Origin of the sequence: Acetobacter estunensis, assembly GCF_011516945.1 — a bacterium.
GTDB classification, from domain to species: domain Bacteria; phylum Pseudomonadota; class Alphaproteobacteria; order Acetobacterales; family Acetobacteraceae; genus Acetobacter; species Acetobacter estunensis.
The window spans coordinates 58,131-80,697 of record NZ_WOTH01000011.1; the positions used below are offsets into that span (position 1 = coordinate 58,131).

Consider the following 22,567-nt stretch of genomic DNA (forward strand, 5'->3'; position numbering starts at 1 on the left):
CATGCATCTGCTTGTCCGGGAACGCCAGTCGATTGATGAACAGGACGTGGCCGAGGATCTCGCCCATGCGCCGAGCGATGTCGTCGTTCTGTCGTTCTCGGACAGCGATCTGCTTTCGCTGGAACAGGCCTATACCCGTCTGCCGGATCCGGGATTCTCGCTTCGGGTGGTGAATCTGGGCCGGTTGCGCCACCCCATGTCGATCGATCTCTATGTCGAGCAGACCATAGCGCAGGCGCGTTGCGTGGTGGTGCGGCTGCTCGGCGGGGTGGATTACTGGCGTTACGGCGTGGAGGAAGTGGCGGCGTGCTGTCGCGCGGCCGATATTGCCTTGGCGCTGCTGCCCGGGGACACGCGCGAGGATGCGCGGCTTGTGGGTTGGTCCACGCTGACGGGTGCGCCTTACACGCGGATGCTCGGTTTTCTGCGCGAGGGCGGCCCGCGCAATGCCCGTGAGGCGCTGCTGCTGATGCGGCATTGCGCCGGTTTGGGAGAGGATGACGGCGCGGAGCCGGAGGAATTGCCTCCGGCGGGTCTGTATCGTGAGGCGATGCAGAGCCAGCCACTGCGGGCCAGCCTTGTGTTTTATCGCGCACATCTTCTGGCGGGCGATACGGACGTGATCGATGCTGTGACGGATGCGCTGGAGCGTAAAGGCATCGGTGTGGAGGCGCTGTTCGTGTCCTCTCTCAAGCAGCCTGATGTGGCCGCGTGGGTGGAGCGCCACCTTCTGGAAACAACGCCGGACGTAGTGTTGAATGCGACGGCTTTTGCCGTGCGGGGCGAGGGAATGGAAACGTCCCCGCTGGAAGCGCCGGGTGTGCCCATTCTCCAGCTTGTGCAGCCGGGAGCGACGCAGGCCGCATGGCGCGAAAGCTTTCGCGGGCTGAGCCAGTCGGATCTTGCGATGCAGGTCGTGCTGCCCGAACTCGACGGGCGTATCACCACGCTTCCTGTGTCTTTCAAGGCGGATGCCGCCCCCGGTCATCCGGCGCGGCGTGAACCGTGGGCACCGGGGATTGCGGCGCTGGGCGAGCAGGTGCGCAGGCTGGCGGGACTGGGGCATATTCCAGTTGCTCAGAGGAAACTGGCTGTTGTGTTCTCGGACTATCCGGGAGCCTGTGCGGATGGCGTGTCGGCGCAGGTGGCACATGCTGTTGGACTGGACAGTTTTGCAAGCCTGTCGTCCATCCTCGGGATGCTGCGCGACAGCGGCTACAGTTGTGGGGAGGCGGCTGCTCATGAGGCAGAGGAGCTTGTCCGCGCTCTGACGACAGGAACTGTCGCGTCCTTCCTGTCGGTTTCCACATATCGCAAACAGTTTCAGGAACTTCCCGAAGCGTTTCGTGCTTCGGTCCTGCGGGCATGGGGCGAGCCGGAGCAGGATGCTGCGGTGCATGACGGTGCGTTTCATGTGCGTCATCACGTGCTTGGCAATGTGGTCATGGCGGTGCAGCCCGATCGGGGAAACGTGGCTGAGCGCAAGGCGCAGTATCACGATCCGGATGTGCCGCCCTGTCATGCCTATGTAGCCTTTTATCTGTGGCTCCGGCAGACGTGCCGGATTGACGCGCTGGTGCATCTGGGCGCGCATGGCACGCTGGAATGGCTGCCCGGAAAGGCCGTGGCGCAGGCGGATACGGATGCGCCTTCTGTGCTGGTGGGCGGTGTGCCGGTGATTTATCCGTTCATTGTCAATAATCCCGGAGAAGCAGCGGCGGCGAAGCGCAGGCTCGGGGCTGTGACCATCGGGCATATGACGCCTCCGATCATGAAGGCCGGTCTGTCAGATGACATGGCGGAACTTGAAGCCCTGATCGATGAATATGCCGAGGCCGATGGGCTGGATCGGCGCCGCGTGGCCCTCCTGCGGCGCGATATTCTCGATCGTGCCACACGCACCGGCTTGCTGGCCGAGAGTGGCGTGAAGGCCGGAGAAGGAGACGAGGCGGAAGAGCTGGCGCGTCTGGACGCCTATCTGTGCGATGTAAAGGATCTTCAGATCAGGGACGGTCTGCATGTGTTCGGTCAGACCCCGCCTCAGGCCACGCAGTTGGCGCAGACCATCGCGACAGCGTCCGGGGCGCAACCCCGGGATGTGATGCTTCGGCTTGAGGCCAGCGCCGGACGTGAACGTCGGGCGTTTCTGGCCGCGCTTGATGGACGGTTTGTCGAGCCGGGACCGTCGGGTGCCCCCACCCGTGGGCGGCTGGACGTTCTGCCCACGGGACGTAACCTGTTCACAATCGATCCGAGGGCGATCCCCACGCCGTCCGCCGTGGAACTGGCGCGAACGCAGGTTGAGCAGATCCTTACACGCCACCTTCAGGAAGAAGGCGAGCCGTTGCGGCATCTGGTCATGGACCTGTGGGGTTCGGCCAGCCTGCGGACGGGGGGAGAGGATCTGGCGCTGGCGCTGCTGCTTATGGGCGTGGAGCCGCTTTGGGACGGCGGCAGCGGGCGGGTGAGCGGTATCGAAGTTGTGCCCATGCCGGTGCTGGATCGTCCGCGTGTGGATGTGACGCTGCGTATTTCAGGGTTTTTCCGCGATACGTTTCCGGGGCAGATCGCCCTGTTCCGGCAGGCGGTGGAGGCTGTTGCCGCCCGCGTGGAGGCTCCGGAGTGGAATCCGCTGGCCGCATCGCTTGCGGAAGGCGCGTTGGTGCCGTCGCGTGTGTTCGGCTCGGCTCCCGGCACTTACGGCGCAGGCGTGGAAGAGGCGCTGCAGAGCGGGGCGTGGACGGATCGCGCCGGGTTGGGAGAGGCGTATCTGGCGGCCAATGACTGGACATATGACCGTGAGCAGGATGTGCGACGGGAGAGGGACGGGCTTGCGCGCCAGATCGGGCAGGCGGAGGTGATCCTCCACACGCAGGACCATGCCGAAACCGACATTCTGGAAACGCCGGATGCGGCAGCGCATGAGGGCGGGTTGATGGCGGCAGCAGCGGCGCTCGGCGTGACGCCGCGTTCGTGGCATGGCGATACGTCCGATCCAAACGCTCCGAAGCTGCGGGACACGCAGGCGGAAGTGGTGCGTGTGGTGCGCGGGCGGCTGGCCAATCCGCGTTGGATGGCGGGAATGCGACGGCATGGATATCGCGGGGCAGCGGAGATCGTGCGCGGAGTGGAGGCTCTGTGCGCCTTTGCCGTGACAATGCCCGTGCGGTTCGATGCGCAGTTCGATCTGGTGTGTGCGGCGACGCTTGGCGACGACACCTGTGACGCTTTCCTGCGCGATGCCAACCCGGCGGCGCATGCCGCCATACGGGCGTGGCTGGCGGAGATGATCCGGCGCGGCTTGTGGCATCCCCGTTCCAACAGCGTGCAGGCGCTTCTGGATGATAACGCATGACGAGTGCTTCTCTCGTTCGTGGCTGGTGTCCAGACCTGTTCGCACCGATGGCAGCGCAGGATGGGCTGCTTGTGCGTATCCGGCCGCCTTTGGGCCGGCTGACGGCAGCGCAACTGCATGTTGTGGCGGAAATGGCGGAGAGTGGCGGCAACGGTGTCATCGAACTGACCAACCGCGCCAACCTGCAATTACGTGGGTTTTCCCCTTCCAGCGTGAGGACGGCGCGGGAAATGGCGGTCAAAAGTGGACTCACGCTGGCGGATGAGGCGGCGGAGCGTCGGTCCGCGTTGATTGTCTCGCCGTTGGCGGGGCTGGACCCGGAATGTGCTGCCGACACACTGGTCTGTGCGCAGGCTTTGCGAAAGACTGTGTCTGAAGCTGCGGATTTTGCGGCGTTGCCGGGGAAATTCGGTTTTGCCGTGGATGGTGGAGGGTATTTCCCGACAGGACTGCTTGCGGGCGATATCGTTCTGCGTGCGCGCAATGATGGTTGGGCGGTGTGCTGTGGACACGCCACGGCCGAGCCTGCAAGCGTCACGGACGCTGTGGGGGCGGCGGTTAGGGTTGCCCGGATGGCTCTCAGGCACCCTGATCGTGCCCGGCCAGCGCGGATTCCTGAAACCGGCCTGAGTCTGCTTGAGGAAGCGGGACTGGTTGCGTGTCCTCTGCGGGCAGAGGCGATACGGCGTCCGCCAGTCGTGGGCCGTTTGCCCGAAGGCGCGTTGGGGTTGGCGGTTCCGTTCGGGCGCATGAATGTGGCTGCCCTGCGGACATTGGCCGACCATCTTGCCCGCTGTGATGACGCTGTACTGCGTCTGACTCCGTGGCGCAGTGTGGTGTTGGCCGTGCCGTCGCTGCCGGATGGCACGATGCTGATCGATGATCCTGCCGATCCAAGGCTGCGGGTGCAAGCCTGCATCGGGTCGGCTGGGTGCGCGCGGGCGCTGGCGGATGTTGCGCAGGACGCGCTTGCGCTGGCCATGGATGTGCCAAGGGGCAGAACGCTGCACGTTTCGGGTTGTCCAAAGGGATGCGCTCATCCCGACCGAGCAGACGTAACGCTGTGCGCCCAGAGCGGGGGATATGACGTGATTCCCGATGGGCGCGCAGGAGACATGCCATGGCGATCCGGTGTTGGCAGGAAGGAGATCGTTGCCCTGTTGCGCAGGCTGTGGAAGGAGAGGCCGGACGTGACCGGGGAGAGACGTGATGCTTGATTACATTCGCGATGGGGCCGCGATTTATGCCCGGTCGTTTGCGACCATCCGCGCAGAGGCCGATCTGTCGGCCTTTTCGCCTGCGGAGGCGCAGGTGGTTGTGCGCATTATTCACGCTTGCGGCATGGTGGATGTGACGCAATCGGTGGAAATGACGGTGGATCTCGTGGCCTCGGCGCGCAAGGCGTTGCGGGCGGGCGCGCCGATCCTGTGCGATTCCGAGATGGTGGCGCACGGCATTACGCGCGCGCGTCTCCCGGTCGACAACGCGGTTATCTGCACCTTGCGCGATCCGCACACTCCCGATCTGGCCCGTGAGATCGGCAACACACGTTCGGCCGCCGCACTCGATCTGTGGGGCGAGAAACTGGCGGGCGCGGTGGTGGCCATCGGCAACGCACCGACGGCACTGTTTCATCTGCTGGAACTGATCGACGCGGGCGCACCCCGTCCGGCGGCGATCATCGGTATGCCTGTGGGTTTTGTGGGGGCAGCGGAATCCAAGGACGAACTGGTGACGCGCCCGGATCTGCCGCACATCGTGGTGCGGGGGCGCCTCGGTGGCAGCTCTATGGCGGCGGCGGCCGTGAACGCGCTGGCGAGCGAAGTGGAATGAGCCCCGCCACGCTTCATGTCGTGGGCGTCGGGCCGGGCGATCCGGAACTGCTCACGCTCAAGGCGGCGCGCGTGATCGAGCAGGCGGCAGTCGTGGCGTATTTCTGCCGTCATGATCGGCCTGGGCACGCGCGCACCATCGCTGCGGCGCATGTGAGCGAAGGCCAGCGCGAACTGCGCTTTGCCTATCCTTTCACCACAGAGCGCACGGTGCAGGATCCGACTTATCAGCCCGACATGAGCGCGTTCTATGATGAATGCGCGGCCCATATTCACGGCGAGCTGCATGAGGGGCGGGATGTGGCGCTTCTGTGCGAGGGCGATCCGTTTCTCTATGGCTCGGCCATGTATCTTTTTGACAGGCTGCACCGGGAAGTGCCGTGCGCGGTCGTGCCGGGCGTGACGGGCATGGGCGGATGCTGGGCGCAGGCCGGGCAGCCGATGGTGCATGGCGATGACGTGCTGTGCGTGCTCCCCGCCACCATGCCGGAGCCGGAGTTGGCGGCGTGGCTGGAACGTGCGGATGCGGCGGTGGTGATGAAGCTCGGTAGCAATCTTCCCAAACTGCGGGAGGCGCTGGCCACAGCCGGGCGTGCGGACGAAGCGATCTATGTCGAGCGCGGAACCCAGCCGGATGCGCGGGTTATGAAGCTGTCCGAGAAGGAAGGAGCCGCTCCTTATTTTGCGCTGGCGCTCGTGCCGGGTCGAAAGGACGTGCGATGAACATGCTGTTCATCATCGGGTTGGGGCCGGGTAATCCGGACCAGCTTACGCCCGAGGCACAGACGGCTCTGGCTGGCGTGACGGATCTGGTGGGGTATGGCCCCTATGTCGCGCGGGTACAGGCGGGGCCAGATGTTGTGCGGCACGGATCGGACAACCGCGTTGAACTCGATCGCGCCCGTCATGCGTTGGAGATGGCCTGCGCGGGCCGACGGGTGGCCGTCGTATCGGGTGGGGATGCAGGCGTGTTCGGTATGGCGAGCGCTGTGTTCGAGGCGGTGAAGCAGGGGCCGCCCGAGTGGCGTGCGCTGGATATCCGCGTCATTCCCGGTGTTTCGGCGGTATTGGCCGCTGCCGCGCGGATCGGTGCGCCTCTTGGGGGCGATTTCTGCGTGATGTCGCTGTCCGACAATCTCAAACCGTGGCCTGTGGTGTGCGAGAGACTGCGTCACGCGGCACAGGCCGGATTTGTGATTGCGCTGTATAATCCGCGTTCGCATGCGCGGCCCGACCAGTTGGGGGAAGCGTTCGATCTGCTGCGCACGGAATTGCCGGGAGATGTGCCGGTGGCCTTCGCCCGCGCCATCGGACGTGCGGATGAACGGCTGCTGCTGACGACACTGGCGCAGGCGCGAGGCGAGGATGCGGACATGAGCACGCTGGTGCTGATCGGAACGCCGCTAACCCATCGCATCGCGCGACCCGATGGAAGCGCGTGGCTCTACACGTCCCGCCGCGTGCCCGCATGAGCGAGGCCGTGCAGCCAGTCTATCGCTTCGTGAACGGTGGCGACCGTTCGCGCGGGCGGAAGGGTGGGGCGTGCGATCATCACAACGGGCAGACCCAGATCGCGTGCTGCAGCAAGTTTTGGAGAGGTGGCGTCGGAGCCGGCGTCTTTCGTGACGAGGATATCGACACGATGCTCTCGCATCAGGCGTGTTTCGGACTCGCGCGTGAAGGGGGGGCGCTGGAGCAGGATCGTGTGATCCGGCGGCAGGCTGGCCGGATCGGGGGCGACAATGCTGCGGATGAGATAGTGATGTTGCGGTGCGGCGCGGAAGGGCGCGAGATCCTTGCGTCCGGTGGTGAGGAACACACGGCGTGGAGTGGCGCCAAGAGCGGCCGTTGCGGCGTCGATGTCCGGCACAATGATCCAGTTATCATCCGGCGAGGCTTGCCAGCCGGGCCGTTGCAGACGCAGGAGCGGTGTGCCGGTCTGGGCGCAGGCGGCGACGGCATTGCGACTCATCTGCGCGGCAAAAGGATGTGTGGCGTCGATCACCGCGCCAATTCCCTGTGCGTGAAGATAGGTGGCCAGACCTTCGATGCCACCAAAACCACCTTGTCGCGTTTCGATGTGCGGCAGATGTGGGGAGGGCGTGATGCCTGCCAAGGAAAAGATGCCGTGCAGATCGAAGGTATTTTCCAACGCGCGTCCCAGTGCGAGGGCTTCGGTGGTGCCGCCGAGAATCAGCACGCGCAGGGGATGAGATGATGACGCCATGGCTTGCCGTTATCGGGATTGGTGAAGACGGTGTCGAGGGGCTTTCACTTCAGGCGCGCCGTCTTGTGGCGCAGGCGCGGTATGTGATGGGCGGGGAGCGTCATATCGGGCTTGCGCGCTCCCTGATCGCCGGAGAGGCGCATGTCTGGCCCCATCCGTTCAGCCGCGGTGTGGAGCAGGTGCTGCATTGGCGCGGGCAGTCGGTCGTGGTGCTGGCGTCAGGAGATCCGTTCTGCTTTGGCGTGGGGTCTGTTCTGAGTGACCGGGTGGCGATTGGAGAGATGATATGCGTGCCGGTGCCGTCTTCGGTGGCGCTGGCCTGCGCGCGTCTTGGCTGGGCCGAACAGGACGTGCGCGTCTTGTCATTGTGCGGGCGGCCTCTGTCGAACCTGATCCCGGCTCTGCAGCCGGGACAAAAACTGCTGGTTCTGTCAGCCGATGGCGCAACACCGGGGCAGCTTGCCGCATGGCTGACGGAGCGTGGTTTCGGCGAATCACGGCTGCATGTGTTGCAGGCGCTTGGCGGTCCGGACGAGACGACGTGTACATGCCGTGCGCGGGAAGGTGTTCCGGACGCAATCGCGGCGTTGAATCTCGTGGCGGTGGATCTGGTAGCTGGTCGTGGCGCATGTGTGATTCCACGCGCTCCGGGGTTGCCGGATGATTGGTTCGAGAGTGATGGGCAACTGACCAAGCGCGATATTCGGGCCGTCACGCTGTCCGCCCTTGCGCCTCGTGTGGGTGAGGTGTTGTGGGACGTGGGCGCCGGGTCCGGATCGGTGGCGATTGAATGGATGCTGGCGCACCCGGCCAATCGTGCGATTGCTATTGAAAGCAATTCTGACCGTGTCGCGCGTATTACACGCAATGCGGTCTCGCTGGGCGTGCCATCACTGGATATCGTGCAGGGGCGGGCGCCGGATGCGCTGGACGGACTGGCAGAGCCGGATGCTGTTTTTGTCGGTGGTGGCCTGACCGCGCCCGGTCTGTTCGAGCGTGTGTGGGCCTGTCTGCGTCCGGGTGGTCGGATCGTGGCCAATGCCGTCACGTTGGAGAGCGAAGTGGTGCTGATTGCGCAGCAGGAGCGGCATGGGGGCACGTTGTCTCGTATATCTGTTGAGAGGTTGGATCATGTCGGAAGGTTTCGGGCGATGCGCCCGGCCATGACAGTCACCCAATGGTGCGTGGTGAAGGAGACGGACGGATGATCGTGGCGGGGATTGGCTGTCGTCCGGGGATTTCCGCGGACAACGTAGTGGAACTGGTGGCGCAGATGCAGCAGCAGGCGGGCGTGAGCGCCAATGTGCTTGCCATTCCGGCTTTCCGTCAGGAGGAGCCGGGCCTTGCCGAGGCAGCCGAGCGTTTGTCCCTGCCCGTGCGCGTGCTGGATCTGGAGATTTTGCGGTCGCGGCAGGGCGAGTGTGTCAGCGTGTCGGATGCAGCGCGCAAGGCGCATGGGCTGGCCTCCGTCGCGGAAGCATGTGCGCTGGCAGGTGCGGGGAAGGGGTCCATCCTGCTGGCTCCACGCGAAAAGGGGCGGGACGTGACCTGCGCCCTTGCAAAACGTCTTGTCAGGACTGGAGACGAATCATGACCGTCCATTTCATTGGCGCGGGTCCGGGAGCGGCCGATCTGCTCACCCTGCGCGGACGCGATCTGCTGGCAAGCTGCCCGGTGTGTCTGTATGCGGGGTCGATCGTGCCTCGGGAAATGCTTGAGCATTGCCCGCAGGATGCGCGGCTGGTGGACACGGCCCCCCTCTCGCTCGATCAGATCGAGGCGGAATATGTCCGTGCGGAGAAAGCGGGACAGGACGTGGCGCGTCTTCATTCCGGGGATCTCTCGCTTTACAGCGCCGTGGCCGAGCAGACCCGTCGTCTGGATCGTCTGGGAATTGCATGGACCATGACGCCCGGCGTGCCGGCCTTTGCGGCGGCGGCGTCCGTGCTCGGGCGGGAACTGACGGTGCCGGAGGTGACGCAGAGCGTGGTATTGACGCGCGTGAGCGGACGGGCTTCCGCCATGCCCGAGCGTGAGGCGCTGTCAGCTTTCGCCGCGACGGGGGCGACGCTTGCCATCCATCTCGCCATCCATTCGCTGGAACGCATTGTTGAGGATGTGACACCGTTTTACGGCGCGGACTGTCCGGCGGCGATCGTGGGGCGGGCAAGCTGGCCGGATCAGGTGATGGTGCGGGCTACTGTGGGAACGCTGCTTGAGCGTGCGGCGGAAAATCCGGTGGAGCGGACAGCGCTTGTTCTGATCGGCCCCGCTTTGGGCGCCTCGGAATTTCGGGAAAGCGCGCTCTACAGCCCCGATTATCATCGGCGTTTCCGGTCCTGACCTTCATGTGGCGCATCGAGGCTCCAGCCCTGATCCATGGCCTGCCCGACGCATTGACCGGCGCGGTCGAACACAAGCACGTCAAGGGCCGTCGGTGCGCCGTTCAGCACGTCCAGCGCCACGTTGCGCGCCTGTCTCGCAATGGCATCCCCAAGATTGAGGCCCGCGTTCGTTGTCAAAAGGAACGCTTCTGCCACGGTAGGGATCGTGGAGATGCGTTGCGCAAGAGCGTTGTCCGCCCCGGACTCTTTCGCAAGTTTGGCGAGAGCATCCATATCGGTAAGACCGCGTTTGGAATGCAGATCGAGCCGCCCTTGTGCGAGTTTGGTCATCTTGGCGATGCCCCCGGCGATGGTCAGGCGGGGGACTGGGTGGTCGCGCACGTATTTCAGCACACCTCCCGCGAAATCTCCCATTTCGATCAGCGCGGCATCGGGCAGGTTGAACAGAGCCTGCACGCTGCGTTCGGACACGTTGCCCGTGGACGCCGCCAGATGCGGAAGGTGCATGGCGCGCGCCACATCGATTCCGCGCCGGATGCTGTCGATCCACGCCGAGCACGAGAAGGGCACGACAATGCCCGTCGTTCCCAGAACCGACAGGCCGCCGACGATGCCCAGCCGTCCGTTGAGGGTGCGTTGCGCCAGTTCCTCGCCATTGGCAATCGAGATCGTGACAGAGGCATCGGGTGTGGGGCCGCTGACCTCCTCAAGGGCTGTGCGGATCATGGCGCGGGGAACGGGATTGATCGCGGGTTCCCCCGGCGGGATCGGAAGGCCGGGGCGCGTGACGGTACCCACACCAGCGCCTGCATGAAAAGTGATGCCGGAACTGGGTGGCAGGGCCATCACATCGGCGCGGATCAGCGCGCCGTGGGTGACGTCGGGATCATCGCCTGCGTCTTTCACGACTGCGGCCCACGCTCCATTTGGAGTGAGGCCGTGGTCAGCCAGAGCGAATGCGACCTGTTTTCCTCCCGGCAGCGTGATGGTCACCGGATCGGGCGTATGCCCGGTGCAAAGCGTTGTCCACGCGGCCTTGGCGGCGGCGGTGGCGCAGCTTCCGGTGGTCCAGCCGGAGCGCAGATGGGGAGAAGGCGCATTCATCCGGTGCAGGATAAGGCAAACAGCCGTCGGCGCGAATGGTTTTCGGAGGAGCCGGCATGACGACGCGCACACTCATGATTGCCGCTCCGCGTTCAGGTGGCGGCAAGACAACCGTGACATTGGGGCTTCTGGCAGCGCTTCGCGCCCGTGGTGTGCGGGTGAGGGGGGCCAAAACGGGGCCGGATTATATTGACCCCGCCTTCCATGAAGCGGTGACGGGTCTGCCGAGCTTCAATCTCGACAGTTGGGCTATGGCACCCTCATTGCTGGAAGGTGTGCTGGCGGATGCCACGCAGGATGCCGATCTGCTCGTCGTGGAATCCGCCATGGGGCTATTCGACGGTTTGATGGAGCCGCAGGGAAACCGGGGCGCGCCGTCCGATATTGCGGCAAGGTTCGGTATTCCTGTTGTTCTGGTTCTGGATGTTTCGGGACAGGGGCAGTCGGCCGCCGCCGTGGCACACGGGTTCGCAACGCTTGATCCGGCAGTGCATGTGGCGGGCGTAGTGCTCAATCAGGTGGCGTCCGCGCGGCATCTGGCCATGGCAAAAGGAGCCGTGGAAGCCGCAGGGCTGAGCGTGCTGGGCGCGTTCTTGCGTGACAAGACATTGGTGTTGCCGGAGCGGCATCTCGGGCTGGTGCAGGCGCGCGAACAGCACGAACTGGAGGCGCTGGTGGGGCGCTTGGCGGAGCGCACTGTGGCGTCACTCGACCTTGACGCAATGCTGGGTGTGGCGCAGCCGCTGGACATTCATGGTGGGCACGACATCGCTGTGGCTCCGCCGGGGCAGCGGATCGCGGTGGCGAATGATGTGGCGTTCTCATTTTTTTACGGTCATCTGGCGCATGGATGGCGCAAAGCAGCCGCTGAACTGGTGCCGTTCTCGCCGCTAGCAGACGAAGGGCCGGACGCATCGTGCGATATCTGCTGGTTGCCCGGAGGCTATCCCGAGCTTCATGCGGGGTGCCTGTCACAGGCGCGAAATTTTCAGACAAGTCTTGCAGAATTTGCGCGAACACGACCTGTGCATGGTGAGTGCGGCGGCTTCATGGTGCTCGGCCGCGCTCTTGAAGATGCGCAGGGCGTGATGCATCCCATGAGCGGGCTTCTTGGCCATGTCACAAGTTTTGCCAAGCGAAAGATGAATCTCGGTTATCGGGAAGCCGTGCTTCGGGAGGACTGTGCCCTTGGCAGGCGCGGTACATGCCTTCGGGGCCATGAATTTCATTATGCGCAGGTGATTGAGGCCGGTCATGATGAACCGCTGGTGGATCTGCGCGATGGAACGGGCCGGGATCTCGGTTTGGCGGGTGGTCGGTGCGGACACGTGTCGGGCACGTATTTTCATGTGATGGCGCAGCGGGAGACACGTGCATGAGTGAAGAGCGGGACGAAGCGCTTCGACATCAGGAGAAGATGCGCAAGCGCAAGAGGGTGCAGGATCGGGAGGTTGCGGAGAAAACCATCGAGAAGGGACTTCTCGCGGTGAACACCGGTCCCGGCAAGGGAAAATCCACGGCGGCTTTTGGGCTGGCTCTGCGGATGCTCGGGCGCGGGAAGCGGGTTGTGGTTGTGCAATTCATAAAGGGTGCGTGGTCCACTGGAGAGCGTATCGCGCTTGAGCGGTTCGACGATCTGTTGGAATGGCACACGATGGGCGAAGGATTTACGTGGGAGACGCAGGACCGCGCGCGCGATGTGGCCGCGTGCGCCAGAGCGTGGGATGTGGCGCGGGTGGCGCTGGAGCGTGAAGACGTGGCGCTCGTGGTTCTGGACGAACTCAATATCGCGCTGCGCTACGATTATCTGCCTCTTGAAACGGTTCTGGACGATCTGGCAGCCCGTCCAGAGATGCAGCATGTGGTTGTCACGGGACGCAATGCGCCACCTGCGCTGATCGAGACGGCGGATCTGGTGACGGAAATGATTTTGGTGAAGCATCATTTCAAGGCGGGTGTGAAGGCGCAGGAAGGCATCGAGTTCTGATGGCCCGGGCGCTGATGTTTCAGGGAACGGGTTCGAGCGTTGGCAAATCGGTGCTGGTTGCGGGACTTGCGCGATCTCTCACGCGGCAGGGCCTGCGGGTGCGGCCCTTCAAGCCGCAGAACATGTCCAATAATGCCGCCGTGACAGTGGATGGCGGCGAAATCGGACGCGCGCAGGCATTGCAGGCACAGGCGTGCGGGGTGGCGCCTTCTGTCGATATGAATCCGGTGTTGCTCAAGCCCCAAAGCGAGACGGGCGCGCAGCTTGTGGTGTGCGGGCAGGTGCGAGGTGCGTTTCGGGCGCGGGATTATCAGGCGATCAAGCGCGAGTTGATGCCGGATGTTCTCGGTGCTTTTCACAGGCTTTCCGATGAGGCCGATATTGTTCTGGTTGAGGGGGCGGGCTCGGCCTCCGAGGTCAATTTGAGGGCGGATGACATTGCCAATATGGGGTTCGCGCAGGCAGCGGATGTGGATGTCGTGCTGGTGGGCGATATCGACCGGGGCGGCGTGATCGCCAGTCTTGTGGGAACGAAAACAGTTCTGAACGAGATGGATGCTGAGCGCATCAAAGGATTTGTCGTTAACAGGATGCGGGGTGACCCGACTCTCTTTGCTTCGGGGATGGAGGCGATTGCCGCTTTTACCGGGTGGTCACCGCTTGGGTTGGTGCCTTATCTCGATCGTGTGAAAGAATTGCCGGCGGAGGACGCGGCGGATCTGCGCTCAGACGGTGGCCATGGGGGAAGCGTGCGAGTGGTTGTGCCGCATATGCCCCTGATTGCGAATTTCGACGATCTGGACCCATTGAGTGCGGAGCCGGGTGTGGATCTGATAATCGCGGAGCCGGGAAAACCACTTCCGTTGTGCGATCTGGTGATCCTGCCCGGATCGAAGGGCACGATTTCAGATCTTGCGTTCTTCAGGAAAGAGGGATGGGATATCGATCTGGCAGCGCATGTGCGCCGTGGCGGACGTGTTCTCGGGATCTGTGGCGGATATCAGATGTTGGGACGTATGATTGCCGACCCAAAAGGTATTGAAGGTGAGCCTCAGGAAGCGCCGGGACTGGGACTGCTGGATGTGTGCACGGAACTGACGGCGGAGAAACAACTGGTCGAGGTATCGGGTGTTCTCGTTCCAGAGAATGTTGCTGTCCATGGCTACGAAATTCATATGGGCCGCACACAGGGCGTCGATTGTGGTCGTCCATTTGCGTGGTTGGGCGGCATTCCCGATGGTGCGCGCTCAGTTGATGGGCGTGTATGGGGGACGTATCTGCATGGTGTCATGCAGAGTGGGGCTGCACGTGAGGCGCTTCTGGGACGCGTTGGCATGGTGACAGGCCCGTTGAGCGATCATGAGGAACGTGTGGAGGCGGCTCTGAACGCATGGGCGGATCATCTGGAGAAGCATATCGACATGCAGGCACTTGTTGCCCTCGCGCGTCCGGTGTCGCGCGGATGAGTCGTGTTGTGCGCCTGCCGGAGCACGGTGGGCAGGTGCGGCAGGTTATGGCGTCTTTTCCCAATGCACCGGCTCCATTTATTGATCTTTCCACCGGTATCAGCCCGTATCCCTATCCGTTTCAGATGCCTTCCGTGATGGAACTGACGCATCTTCCGGAACATGCGGATGAAGAGCGGCTTGTGGCGGCTGCGGCGGATGTCTACGGCGTGCATTCGCAAGAACTGATCGTAGCTGGTCCCGGCACGCAGATTCTGATCGGTCTTCTGCCGTATGTGCTTCCCGGTCGAGATGTTGTGCTGTTTGGTCCCACCTATAGCGGCCATGAAACGGCATGGCGAAATGCGGGTGCGCATGTGCAAGTTGTAGAGGATATGACAGCATTTTCCGCGAGTGCTGTGCGGAGTGGGGGCATTGCGGTCCTGTGCAATCCCAATAATCCAGATGGTCGCCGCGTATCGGTTTCCCGCTTGCATCAGTTGGCGGATCGGTGTGCGGAAGCCGGTGCGTATCTGGTTGTGGATGAAGCATATGCGGATCTTGAGAACGGAGACAGTCTTGCGCCATGTCTTCCGCATCCGGCGTTGATTGTTCTTAGGTCTTTCGGAAAGAGCTATGGCCTGCCCGGTGTGCGGCTTGGTTTTCTTCTGGCCAACAGAGAGATCGCGGCGCGCATGCGGCGACTGTTGGGGTCATGGGCGGTGGGAACGGTTGCGATTTCTGCCGGATGCGCAGCTCTTACGGATCGTGACTGGCGTGAACGTCGATGCACTATTCTTGCCAAAGATATGCGGCGCTTATTCGGTCTTTTTGCGCAATGTGGACTTTTAGTGATCGGTCATACGCTGCTTTTTGCTCTTGTGCGGAGCGCAGATGCTCCCGGTCTGTGGCAGTGGTTGTGCCGGCATGGCATCGTCACCCGAGCTTTTGACGATCGCCCGACGGAATTGCGATTTGGGCTTCCGCGTAGTGATGAGGAGTGGGGACGTCTGGAAGAGGCGTTGCAGGCCTGGCGTCCATGAAGCGGGCGGAACTTATATGTATTGCTTTGCCGCTTCCTCAAGCGGTGAAATGCGGTGTGTTTCCGTCTCCCCATGACAGAATAACGGTCGATCCGAAGTGTCTCGCGTTTCTTCCTGTTTCTGCTCCGCTCTGCGTGGGACACGTTGAGGATCGCCACGCTCTCCTTGATACAGGACGAAAAGACGTTTTTCTCGAAGCGTGTTTGCGTGATCGCGATTACGGCCTGTGGGCGGGCCAGCCGCTGCGAGATCTGCCGCCCGAGCAGGTGGAACGGTGGGTGAATGATCCTTCATTCCAGCCACCGGAAGGGGAAAGCCGTAATGACATGTTACAGAGGCTCTCGAAGTGGTTAGCGATAGCGCCGTCATGGCAAGGTGTTGCCTACGCGGCCCTGCGTCCCGGTGTTATCCGCAGGCTGGTGCTTGCCGCTTTGCGAGCGGATGCGACGGGGGAAAATGTACTTGATGTGCCGCCTGAGACCGTCACAGCGCTTACATGGGCCGGCCGGTGGCGGATACGGATGGTGGGAAGCTCGGCCTTTTTGAAGTGATGCCTGCGTTCGTAAGGTTTTGCCAAAGATAGGGCGAGTCTGACCTGCGGGAGTTCGATGGACTCTGCAGGTCAATTCGTTCTTATTGCCCGGTGTGAGGGGAGACGTCCTGTGGGGGAATCTGCGGCGCTGGCCAATAGGCTGCGGCCAGATCGTTTTGTAGGGCTGCGATCTCTTTCTGTATCCATTTCATGTATTCGTGAAGCCCGCGGATAATCATGTCTTCTGTTGTCTGGTCTTCCAGCGTGGCGCGCAGTTCGGCCAGCCGTTCGCGCACAGGTGAGCACTGACGTCGAAGGTTGTAATGCGTGGAGAGCGCTGTCAGCAGCCCGTCCGCCTGCCGCAGGTTCAGCGCCAGTGAACGGGGAAAGCCTTCGTTCTTGAGAAGGAATCCGACCACATTCGTCGGAGTGGTGGTGACAGGCTGCAATCGGCGAAATGCGTGATAGGCGGCGGCAGAACGCAGAACCGAAGCCCATTGCGTCGTGTCGATTTCCGAGCCGACTTCTTCATCAGCCGGCAGAAGGGTATGGTATCGCGTGTCGATCAAGCGTGTGATCTGGTCTCCACGTTCCAGATGGCGCCCCAGAAGGTAGAAGAGCCACGCCTGATCGCGGTAGAGCGTGCCTTCAGTGATGCCTGTATGGGTCTGGCAATCCTGTTTGATCCTGTTGCACAGTGCGGAAAGACCCGTGCGGCGGATATGGGAAGGCTCAAGATCCAGAAGCGCCTTCGTGAAGACATTGAGGTGCATCCACATTTCCGTCGAGATCAGCGGACGGACAGAACGGGCATTTTCACGTGCAGCATTCGCCATGGCTTTGATGGAGCCCGGATTGGCAAGATCCGTGATGTAGAATGCGAGATAATCATCTTCGGTGGCGTGGGGATACAGCGTGTGGAAATGCACCTCATCCGTGTTGATTTGCACGATGGTGTCCCACACGGTCCTGCCATCGGGGCCGCGCACGAATGTTTCCGTCACCTCGATCAGACGGGCGAGGTTTTCGATGCGTTCCATGTAACGCGCCAGCCACATCATGCTTTCGGCATAACGGGAGAGAAGCGTGTTCAGGCCGGGAAGCATTCCGGGCGAAACCGGAGACATCTGTGTCATGCCGACATCACCCATGTATCTTTGGAACCACCACCCTGAGAGGAGTTGACCACCAGAGACCCTTTACGTAGCGCCACGCGCGACAGTCCTCCCGGCAGCACCCATGTGGATTTTCCGGTCAGGGCAAAGGGGCGCAGATCCACATGCCGGGCTTCCACGCCGTCCGGGCAGATTGTGGGGGTGACCGAGAGATCAATGACAGGCTGGCTGATATAATTGTCGGGACGCGCCTTCAGACGCGCGCGGAAATCATCCAGTTCGGCGGCTGTTGCGTGCGGTCCGATGAGAAGACCGTATCCGCCGGATTCGCCTACCGGTTTGACAACGAGTTTTTCGAGATTGGCCAGTGTGAAAGCCAGACCTTCGGCTTCTGCACAGATATGGGTTTCCACACTGTCGAGGATTGGATCTTCGTCGAGATAATAACGGATGATGCGCGGCATGTAGGCATAAACCGCCTTGTCGTCCGCAACACCGGTGCCGAGCGCGTTGGCGATTGTCACATTGCCGCGTCGATAGGCCTCCACCAGTCCGGGAACACCGAGCAGGCTGTCGGGATTGAAGGCGAGGGGATCGAGAAAGGCATCGTCGATGCGGCGATAGATGGAATGGACCGGCCGCAGTCCGGCGACGGTTCGCATATAGACGCGGTGGTTCTCAACAAGGAGATCGCGTCCTTCCACCAGTGGTACGCCCATCTCACGGGCAAGGAAGACATGCTCGAAATAGGCGGAATTGTAGATGCCCGGTGAGAGCAGGACAACCTGCGGATCCGTCACGCTGGCGGGTGCGACTTCGCACAGAGTTCGGTAAAGCTGGCTGCCGTAATCCTCCACGGAGCGCAGGGGGACACCTGAGGCGAGGTCAGGCATCAGGCGCAGCATCATATGCCGGTTTTCAATAACGTAGGACACACCCGACGGCGTGCGCGCATTGTCTTCGAGCACCAGAAAGCGACCGCTGCGGTCACGGATCAGGTCCGTGCCGTTGATATGAACATAAACGCCGCCGGGCGCGTCCACTCCTACCATCGCTTCGCAATAATTGGCGTTTTTAAGAACCAGATGCTCGGGCACGACCCCGTCGCGCAGGATGTTTCGGTCGTGATAGATGTCGTGCAGGAATAGATTGATGGCCTGGACGCGCTGCTGCACGCCTTTTTCGATGTGAGTCCATTCCTGAGCGGTCAGGATGCGCGGAATGACGTCGAAGGGAAGGATGCGGTCGATGGCTTCGCGGTCGGAATAAACGGTGAAGGTGATGCCCAGACGATAGAGCTGCTTTTCGGCGTTTTCCGTCCTGTGACGAAGTTCTGCGAGATCGAATTGGGCCAGCCGGTCACGAACAGAATGCAATTCATCGGGCAGCGGACCGCCGCGGTTCATCAACTCGCAAAAGAAATCCGGCACATGATAGGCAGCGAAGATGCCTGCGTCCTGAAGCTGGGATTGCAAGATCCTGGCGCCCATCTGTCTGCCTCGCTTCTGGATCGGACGAAAAAATCTGCGCCTGATCGTTACGATAATTTATTAAAACACTCGTCTCTCCCTTTGCCAAGAAGCAAAAGAGTAACGGGTTCCGTTTTATGCGTGTGGGTCGCGAAGAGTTGCCGCCTTGCGTGTTCCTGTTACGATGTCAGAAGGAAATGATGGCCTGTCATGATGGCATGTGAGAAGAAGCGGCCGGTAGTGAAAGCGTGTTTGGGAGAGATGTCCGGGTGAGTGCTCACGTCGCGTTGCGTCATCGGACATCCTATCATTATGACCGGCCCGTTTCTCTCGGTCCGCAGACGATCCGCCTTCATCCGCGAGAGATCGGGCGCAGATCCGTGCTGACCTATGAACTGGATGTTGGGCCAGTGGGCGGCGCTGTCCTTTGGAAGACCGATGGGCACGATAACACTGTAGCCGAAGCTGTTTTCGACGGATTGATGTCGCGGTTCGATATCGAGGTCCGCATGACGGTCGATCTTTCGCCCTATGATCCGTTGGAATGTAGAAGCGGCCCGATACCGATTCTTCGGCGTGAGGCTGATCGCGCCAGTTACCGTATGCCGGTGTTCAATGGGCCTCTTCCTGACGATTTTCAGACCCATTCGGAGAGAGGTGCGACAGCCATGCCGCTGGATTGGCTATGCGGTCTCAATCAGCGCATTGCGTCTTCTCTCATGTATCGCACACGGTTCGAACCCGGAGTCTGGTCGCCGGCTGAAACTCTGGCGCGTCGAAGCGGATCGTGTCGTGATAGTGCATGGCTTTTCATCGCCCTTGCGCGTCGTGCGGGCTTCGCCGCGCGATTTGTGTCCGGCTATCTCGTTCAGGAAAAAAGTGGAGGCGCGTTGACCTGCGATCTGCACGCTTGGGCGGAGGCCTTCGTGCTGGAGCGTGGATGGCTGGGGTTTGACACCACGTCCGGCCAGATTGCCGCGCAGAATCATATTGCGCTCGCTGTCTCCGCCGTGCCGGAGGAAGCAGCGCCCGTGTCGGGCCTTCTTGATCGTTGTCAGGCGCGTTTCGACGTGACGATGGAAGCGCGGGCATTGCCACGGCCATTGCAAGTTTCTGCAAGAGCCTGACATGATGGGACGATAGAGGCGATGAGGGTGGCGGTCGCGTGAAGCTGTTTTCCTGTCAATGCTGTGAGCAGCCGCTGTTTTTCGAAAATACGGCGTGCGAATCCTGTCATCATCCGGTGGGGTATCTGCCCGGCTTGTCCATGCTGACGGCGCTGGAACCCGCTCAGGTGGCAGGGCGGTGGCATCCGATGGAGCCTCAGGTCCGACATGCGGAAGTCGTCTACTGCGCTAACCATGCGTACGATGTGTGCAACTGGCTGACCTCGGCCACCGATCAGAACCACACGCCAGTCTGTTTTGCCTGCCGTTTCAACCGCACCATTCCCGATCTGTCCGTCCCGGGCAATCTGGAACGCTGGCGCAAGATCGAGATCGCCAAGCATCGTCTGTTTTATACCCTGCTGCGTCTGAGACTTCCCCTCCGCAATCGCTGGGAAGATCCCGAAGGGGGGCTGGCGTTCGATTTTCTCGACGATGCCCCCGATGGATCGGCCCCTGTGATGACGGGGCATGACAACGGGTTGATCACGCTCGCGATCCGGGAGGCCGACGATGCCGAGCGTGAACGGATGCGCGTGGAAATGGGCGAGTATTACCGCACGCTTCTGGGGCATTTCCGTCATGAAGTGGGCCATTATTACTGGAACGTGCTGGTGCGTGACGCAGGTCGCGTGGAGGCGTGCCGCAGCGTGTTCGGGGATGACCGGGAGGACTATCAACAGGCCTTGCAGGCGCATTATGGCCGCCCGCTGTCCACGGACTGGCGAGAGCATTATGTCAGTGCCTACGCCACGGCCCATCCTTGGGAAGATTTCGCGGAGACCTGGGCGCATTACCTCCACATTGTGTCCACGCTTGAGACGGCTTCGGCCTATGGTGTGACAATCAATCCCGCCACCGGAACAGCCGCCGTCTCTGCTCCGGGGACATTGAAAGATCCGTATCTTCGCGCCTCTTTCGATGAGATCATGAATGCGTGGATGCCCCTGACATCGGCGGTGAACAGTCTGAACCGTTCCATGGGGCTGTCGGATTTCTATCCGTTCGTCCTGACGGCGGGTGTGCGTAGGAAACTGGCCTTCATTCATGCCCTGATCCGCGAGACACAGGCGCTGCGATAGGTCGGGCGGTCTCTCTCCATTGCGTGATGCGAGTGAATGCGTGAGGGTGCCGCTCCGCACGATGAGGAGAAGATGCGTCCATGAAGAAGTTCCGGCGGCTTGTGAGCGAGGTGTGGTATCTGAGCCGCCCCTATTTTACGTCTGAGGATCGCAAATGGGCGTGGGGGCTTCTTCTCGCGGTCGTGGCGCTCACACTAATCCTTGTGGGGCTGGACGTGCTCCAGTCCTTCTCGCGTAATATCTATTACACGGCGCTTCAGCAGCGGGACGTGAAGAACTTCATGCTCGGGCTGTTCTGGTACGTCCGTACGCCGGACGGCCTCGTGCCGGGCTTCTTCATCATTGCCATCCCGTCGCTTCTTGGGGCGGTCTATGCCACCTATCTCCAGCAGCTTCTGCAACTGCGCTGGCGTGGATGGATGACACGCCACATGTTGGCGCAATGGCTTGAGCGCAACACGGCCTTTCTCATTGCCGTGCATGAGGCCGGATTGGACACGGCGCCCGAGAGGGAAAGCACGCCCGGTCAGGGGCCGGACAATCCGGATCAACGTATTCAGGAAGACATCGATCGTTTTGCGGCCGACACGCTGACACAGGTGACGGATCTTCTGTCGAACGTTATTACCCTGTGCAGCTATGTCGGCCTCCTGTGGGTGCTGTCAGGGCCGCTTGTGGTGCTGGGTGTGCGTATTCCGGGGTATTTCCTGTGGGTGGCGCTGATCTATTCCATCGTGGCGACACTTATCACCCATCTGGCGGGACGCCGGCTGATCGGTCTGCGGATGTTCCAGCAGAAGGTGGAGGCGGATTTCCGCTATGCGCTCGTGCATGTGCGCAACAACGCCGAAAGCATCGCGCTTACGGGAGGTGCCGCGCAAGAACAGGCGGGACTGCTTGGAAAGTTCACGTCCGTTTACGGCAATTTCCTGCGCATCATGAACCGCACGAAGTGGCTGGGGCTGCTGACGAGCGGGCTTGAGGTGCTGTCGGGAAACTTTGCGCTTCTTGTGGGGTCGATCCGTTATTTCGCGAACAAGATCAGTTTCGGCACGCTCATGCAGCTTGTGCTGGCCTTCTCCCGTGTGCAGGGCGCTCTGGGATGGATTGCTTCCTCTTACGCTTCACTCGCGGAATGGCGCGCCAATGTTGCGCGTCTGGCCACGTTCCAGCGCACGATGGACCGAGCGCGGGCACATGAACAGGCCATCGAACGTGTGAAAGGTGCTGCTGACTCGGACCTGCTTGTGGAGCATCTGAGCATCATGCGGCCGGATGGGAGCGTGCTGCTCAACGATGTCTGCCTGACGCTGCCACGTGGCCGCAACATTGCGCTGACAGGTCCCTCGGGCATAGGCAAATCTACGTTTCTGCGTGTGCTGGCCGGTATCTGGCCGTTTGCCGCCGGGCGTATCGTGCAGCCGGACGCGCGAATGATGTTCGTGCCGCAGACGCCGTACCTGCCGTTGGGCACGCTCAGACAGGCTCTGTGCTATCCCGGTGCTGTGGAAGCGCACACTCCGGAGGCGGTCAATGCCGTGCTGGCGAAGGTGGGACTGGCAGCCTTTGCGGGACGGCTCGATGAGGAAGCGCGCTGGGCGGAGACCCTCTCTGCGGGTGAGCAGCAGCGGCTTCTGTTCGGGCGTGTGCTGCTGACCGCGCCGGACTGGGTGTTTCTCGATGAGTCCACCTCCAGTCTCGACGAAGATGCGGAAACAGCGCTTTACAGCCTGCTGCGGACGGAATTGCCGTCGGTCACGCTGGTGTCCATTACCCATCGTCCCGGTCTGCTGGCACGACAGGACGTGCAACTCGATATCGCGCATTTCCGCCCCGCTGGTCCTGCGGTCTCGGCACTGGGGTAA

20 protein-coding genes are annotated in these 22,567 nt (G+C 62.0%); 16 read left to right on the forward strand and 4 right to left on the reverse strand.

Annotation, left to right across the window (positions count from 1 at the left end; translation table 11 throughout):
• Position 1: 1 nt before the first annotated feature.
• The 5 genes from cobN to cobJ are packed head-to-tail and all read left to right on the forward strand — an operon-like array spanning position 2 to position 6,659.
• On the forward strand, positions 2 to 3,355 hold the full coding sequence (gene cobN, locus GOB87_RS07400) for a cobaltochelatase subunit CobN (protein ID WP_166314453.1): 3,354 nt from the start codon (positions 2 to 4) through the stop codon (positions 3,353 to 3,355).
• Complete coding sequence (gene cobG, locus GOB87_RS07405) at positions 3,352 to 4,572, forward strand: precorrin-3B synthase (RefSeq protein WP_166314455.1); 1,221 nt, start codon at positions 3,352 to 3,354, stop codon at positions 4,570 to 4,572. Before cobN ends, cobG begins: the two co-directional genes overlap by 4 nt.
• Positions 4,565 to 5,188: a precorrin-8X methylmutase gene (locus tag GOB87_RS07410; protein WP_166314457.1), complete on the forward strand. Its 624-nt coding sequence runs from the start codon at positions 4,565 to 4,567 to the stop codon at positions 5,186 to 5,188. The genes cobG and GOB87_RS07410 overlap by 8 nt, the downstream gene beginning before the upstream one ends.
• Positions 5,185 to 5,910, forward strand: coding sequence for a precorrin-2 C(20)-methyltransferase (locus GOB87_RS07415; protein WP_166314459.1), 726 nt, complete (start codon positions 5,185 to 5,187; stop codon positions 5,908 to 5,910). The genes GOB87_RS07410 and GOB87_RS07415 overlap by 4 nt, the downstream gene beginning before the upstream one ends.
• Positions 5,907 to 6,659, forward strand: coding sequence for a precorrin-3B C(17)-methyltransferase (gene cobJ / locus GOB87_RS07420; protein WP_166314461.1), 753 nt, complete (start codon positions 5,907 to 5,909; stop codon positions 6,657 to 6,659). Before GOB87_RS07415 ends, cobJ begins: the two co-directional genes overlap by 4 nt.
• On the opposite strand, the gene GOB87_RS07425 is transcribed toward cobJ, so the two are convergent.
• Positions 6,632 to 7,414, reverse strand: a complete 783-nt coding sequence (locus tag GOB87_RS07425; RefSeq protein WP_166314463.1) for a cobalt-precorrin-6A reductase — start codon at positions 7,412 to 7,414, stop codon at positions 6,632 to 6,634. The genes cobJ and GOB87_RS07425 overlap by 28 nt on opposite strands.
• On the opposite strand from GOB87_RS07425, the gene cbiE reads away from it, so the two are divergent.
• From cbiE to cobM, 3 genes are read left to right on the forward strand one after another with little or no spacing between them, the layout of a single operon-like run.
• The gene (gene cbiE / locus GOB87_RS07430) at positions 7,402 to 8,622 is read left to right on the forward strand and encodes a precorrin-6y C5,15-methyltransferase (decarboxylating) subunit CbiE (protein WP_166314465.1); all 1,221 of its coding nucleotides are present in this window, start codon (positions 7,402 to 7,404) and stop codon (positions 8,620 to 8,622) included. The genes GOB87_RS07425 and cbiE overlap by 13 nt on opposite strands.
• A gap of 2 nt (positions 8,623 to 8,624) precedes the next feature.
• Positions 8,625 to 9,008: a cobalamin biosynthesis protein gene (locus GOB87_RS07435; protein WP_166314467.1), complete on the forward strand. Its 384-nt coding sequence runs from the start codon at positions 8,625 to 8,627 to the stop codon at positions 9,006 to 9,008.
• The gene (gene cobM / locus GOB87_RS07440; protein ID WP_166314469.1) at positions 9,005 to 9,757 is read left to right on the forward strand and encodes a precorrin-4 C(11)-methyltransferase; all 753 of its coding nucleotides are present in this window, start codon (positions 9,005 to 9,007) and stop codon (positions 9,755 to 9,757) included. Before GOB87_RS07435 ends, cobM begins: the two co-directional genes overlap by 4 nt.
• Here the strand turns inward: cobM and GOB87_RS07445 are convergent.
• Positions 9,736 to 10,863: a cobalt-precorrin-5B (C(1))-methyltransferase gene (locus GOB87_RS07445; protein ID WP_166314471.1), complete on the reverse strand. Its 1,128-nt coding sequence runs from the start codon at positions 10,861 to 10,863 to the stop codon at positions 9,736 to 9,738. The genes cobM and GOB87_RS07445 overlap by 22 nt on opposite strands.
• A 56-nt stretch (positions 10,864 to 10,919) precedes the next feature.
• Between GOB87_RS07445 and GOB87_RS07450 the strand changes: the two genes are divergently transcribed.
• The 5 genes from GOB87_RS07450 to GOB87_RS07470 are packed head-to-tail and all read left to right on the forward strand — an operon-like array spanning position 10,920 to position 15,889.
• Entirely contained in the window at positions 10,920 to 12,242 is a 1,323-nt protein-coding gene (locus GOB87_RS07450; protein WP_194303259.1) for a cobyrinate a,c-diamide synthase, read from the forward strand.
• Positions 12,239 to 12,850, forward strand: a complete 612-nt coding sequence (gene cobO, locus GOB87_RS07455; RefSeq protein ID WP_166314473.1) for a cob(I)yrinic acid a,c-diamide adenosyltransferase — start codon at positions 12,239 to 12,241, stop codon at positions 12,848 to 12,850. Before GOB87_RS07450 ends, cobO begins: the two co-directional genes overlap by 4 nt.
• Complete coding sequence (locus GOB87_RS07460; RefSeq protein WP_166314475.1) at positions 12,850 to 14,316, forward strand: cobyric acid synthase; 1,467 nt, start codon at positions 12,850 to 12,852, stop codon at positions 14,314 to 14,316. Before cobO ends, GOB87_RS07460 begins: the two co-directional genes overlap by 1 nt.
• On the forward strand, positions 14,313 to 15,338 hold the full coding sequence (cobD, locus tag GOB87_RS07465) for a threonine-phosphate decarboxylase CobD (RefSeq protein WP_166314478.1): 1,026 nt from the start codon (positions 14,313 to 14,315) through the stop codon (positions 15,336 to 15,338). The genes GOB87_RS07460 and cobD overlap by 4 nt, the downstream gene beginning before the upstream one ends.
• A complete protein-coding gene (locus tag GOB87_RS07470; RefSeq protein WP_166314482.1) occupies positions 15,335 to 15,889 on the forward strand; it encodes a histidine phosphatase family protein in 555 nt (184 codons plus the stop codon). Before cobD ends, GOB87_RS07470 begins: the two co-directional genes overlap by 4 nt.
• An 82-nt stretch (positions 15,890 to 15,971) precedes the next feature.
• Here GOB87_RS07470 and GOB87_RS07475 read toward each other — a convergent pair whose 3' ends face one another.
• Entirely contained in the window at positions 15,972 to 17,006 is a 1,035-nt protein-coding gene (locus tag GOB87_RS07475) for an alpha-E domain-containing protein (RefSeq protein ID WP_338421427.1), read from the reverse strand.
• Positions 17,003 to 18,475 (reverse strand): circularly permuted type 2 ATP-grasp protein, encoded by a 1,473-nt coding sequence (locus GOB87_RS07480; protein WP_166314485.1) that lies wholly within the window; start codon positions 18,473 to 18,475, stop codon positions 17,003 to 17,005. The genes GOB87_RS07475 and GOB87_RS07480 overlap by 4 nt, the downstream gene beginning before the upstream one ends.
• A 248-nt stretch (positions 18,476 to 18,723) precedes the next feature.
• Here GOB87_RS07480 and GOB87_RS07485 point away from each other — a divergent pair, with 248 nt between their 5' ends.
• The 3 genes from GOB87_RS07485 to GOB87_RS07495 all read left to right on the forward strand — a co-directional run bounded on the left by GOB87_RS07485 (position 18,724) and on the right by GOB87_RS07495 (position 22,567).
• Entirely contained in the window at positions 18,724 to 19,581 is an 858-nt protein-coding gene (locus GOB87_RS07485; protein ID WP_166314488.1) for a transglutaminase family protein, read from the forward strand.
• Positions 19,582 to 19,619: 38 nt separating this feature from the next.
• Complete coding sequence (locus GOB87_RS07490; RefSeq protein ID WP_166314491.1) at positions 19,620 to 20,702, forward strand: zinc-binding metallopeptidase family protein; 1,083 nt, start codon at positions 19,620 to 19,622, stop codon at positions 20,700 to 20,702.
• Positions 20,703 to 20,782: 80 nt separating this feature from the next.
• The gene (locus tag GOB87_RS07495) at positions 20,783 to 22,567 is read left to right on the forward strand and encodes an ABC transporter ATP-binding protein/permease (protein WP_166314494.1); all 1,785 of its coding nucleotides are present in this window, start codon (positions 20,783 to 20,785) and stop codon (positions 22,565 to 22,567) included.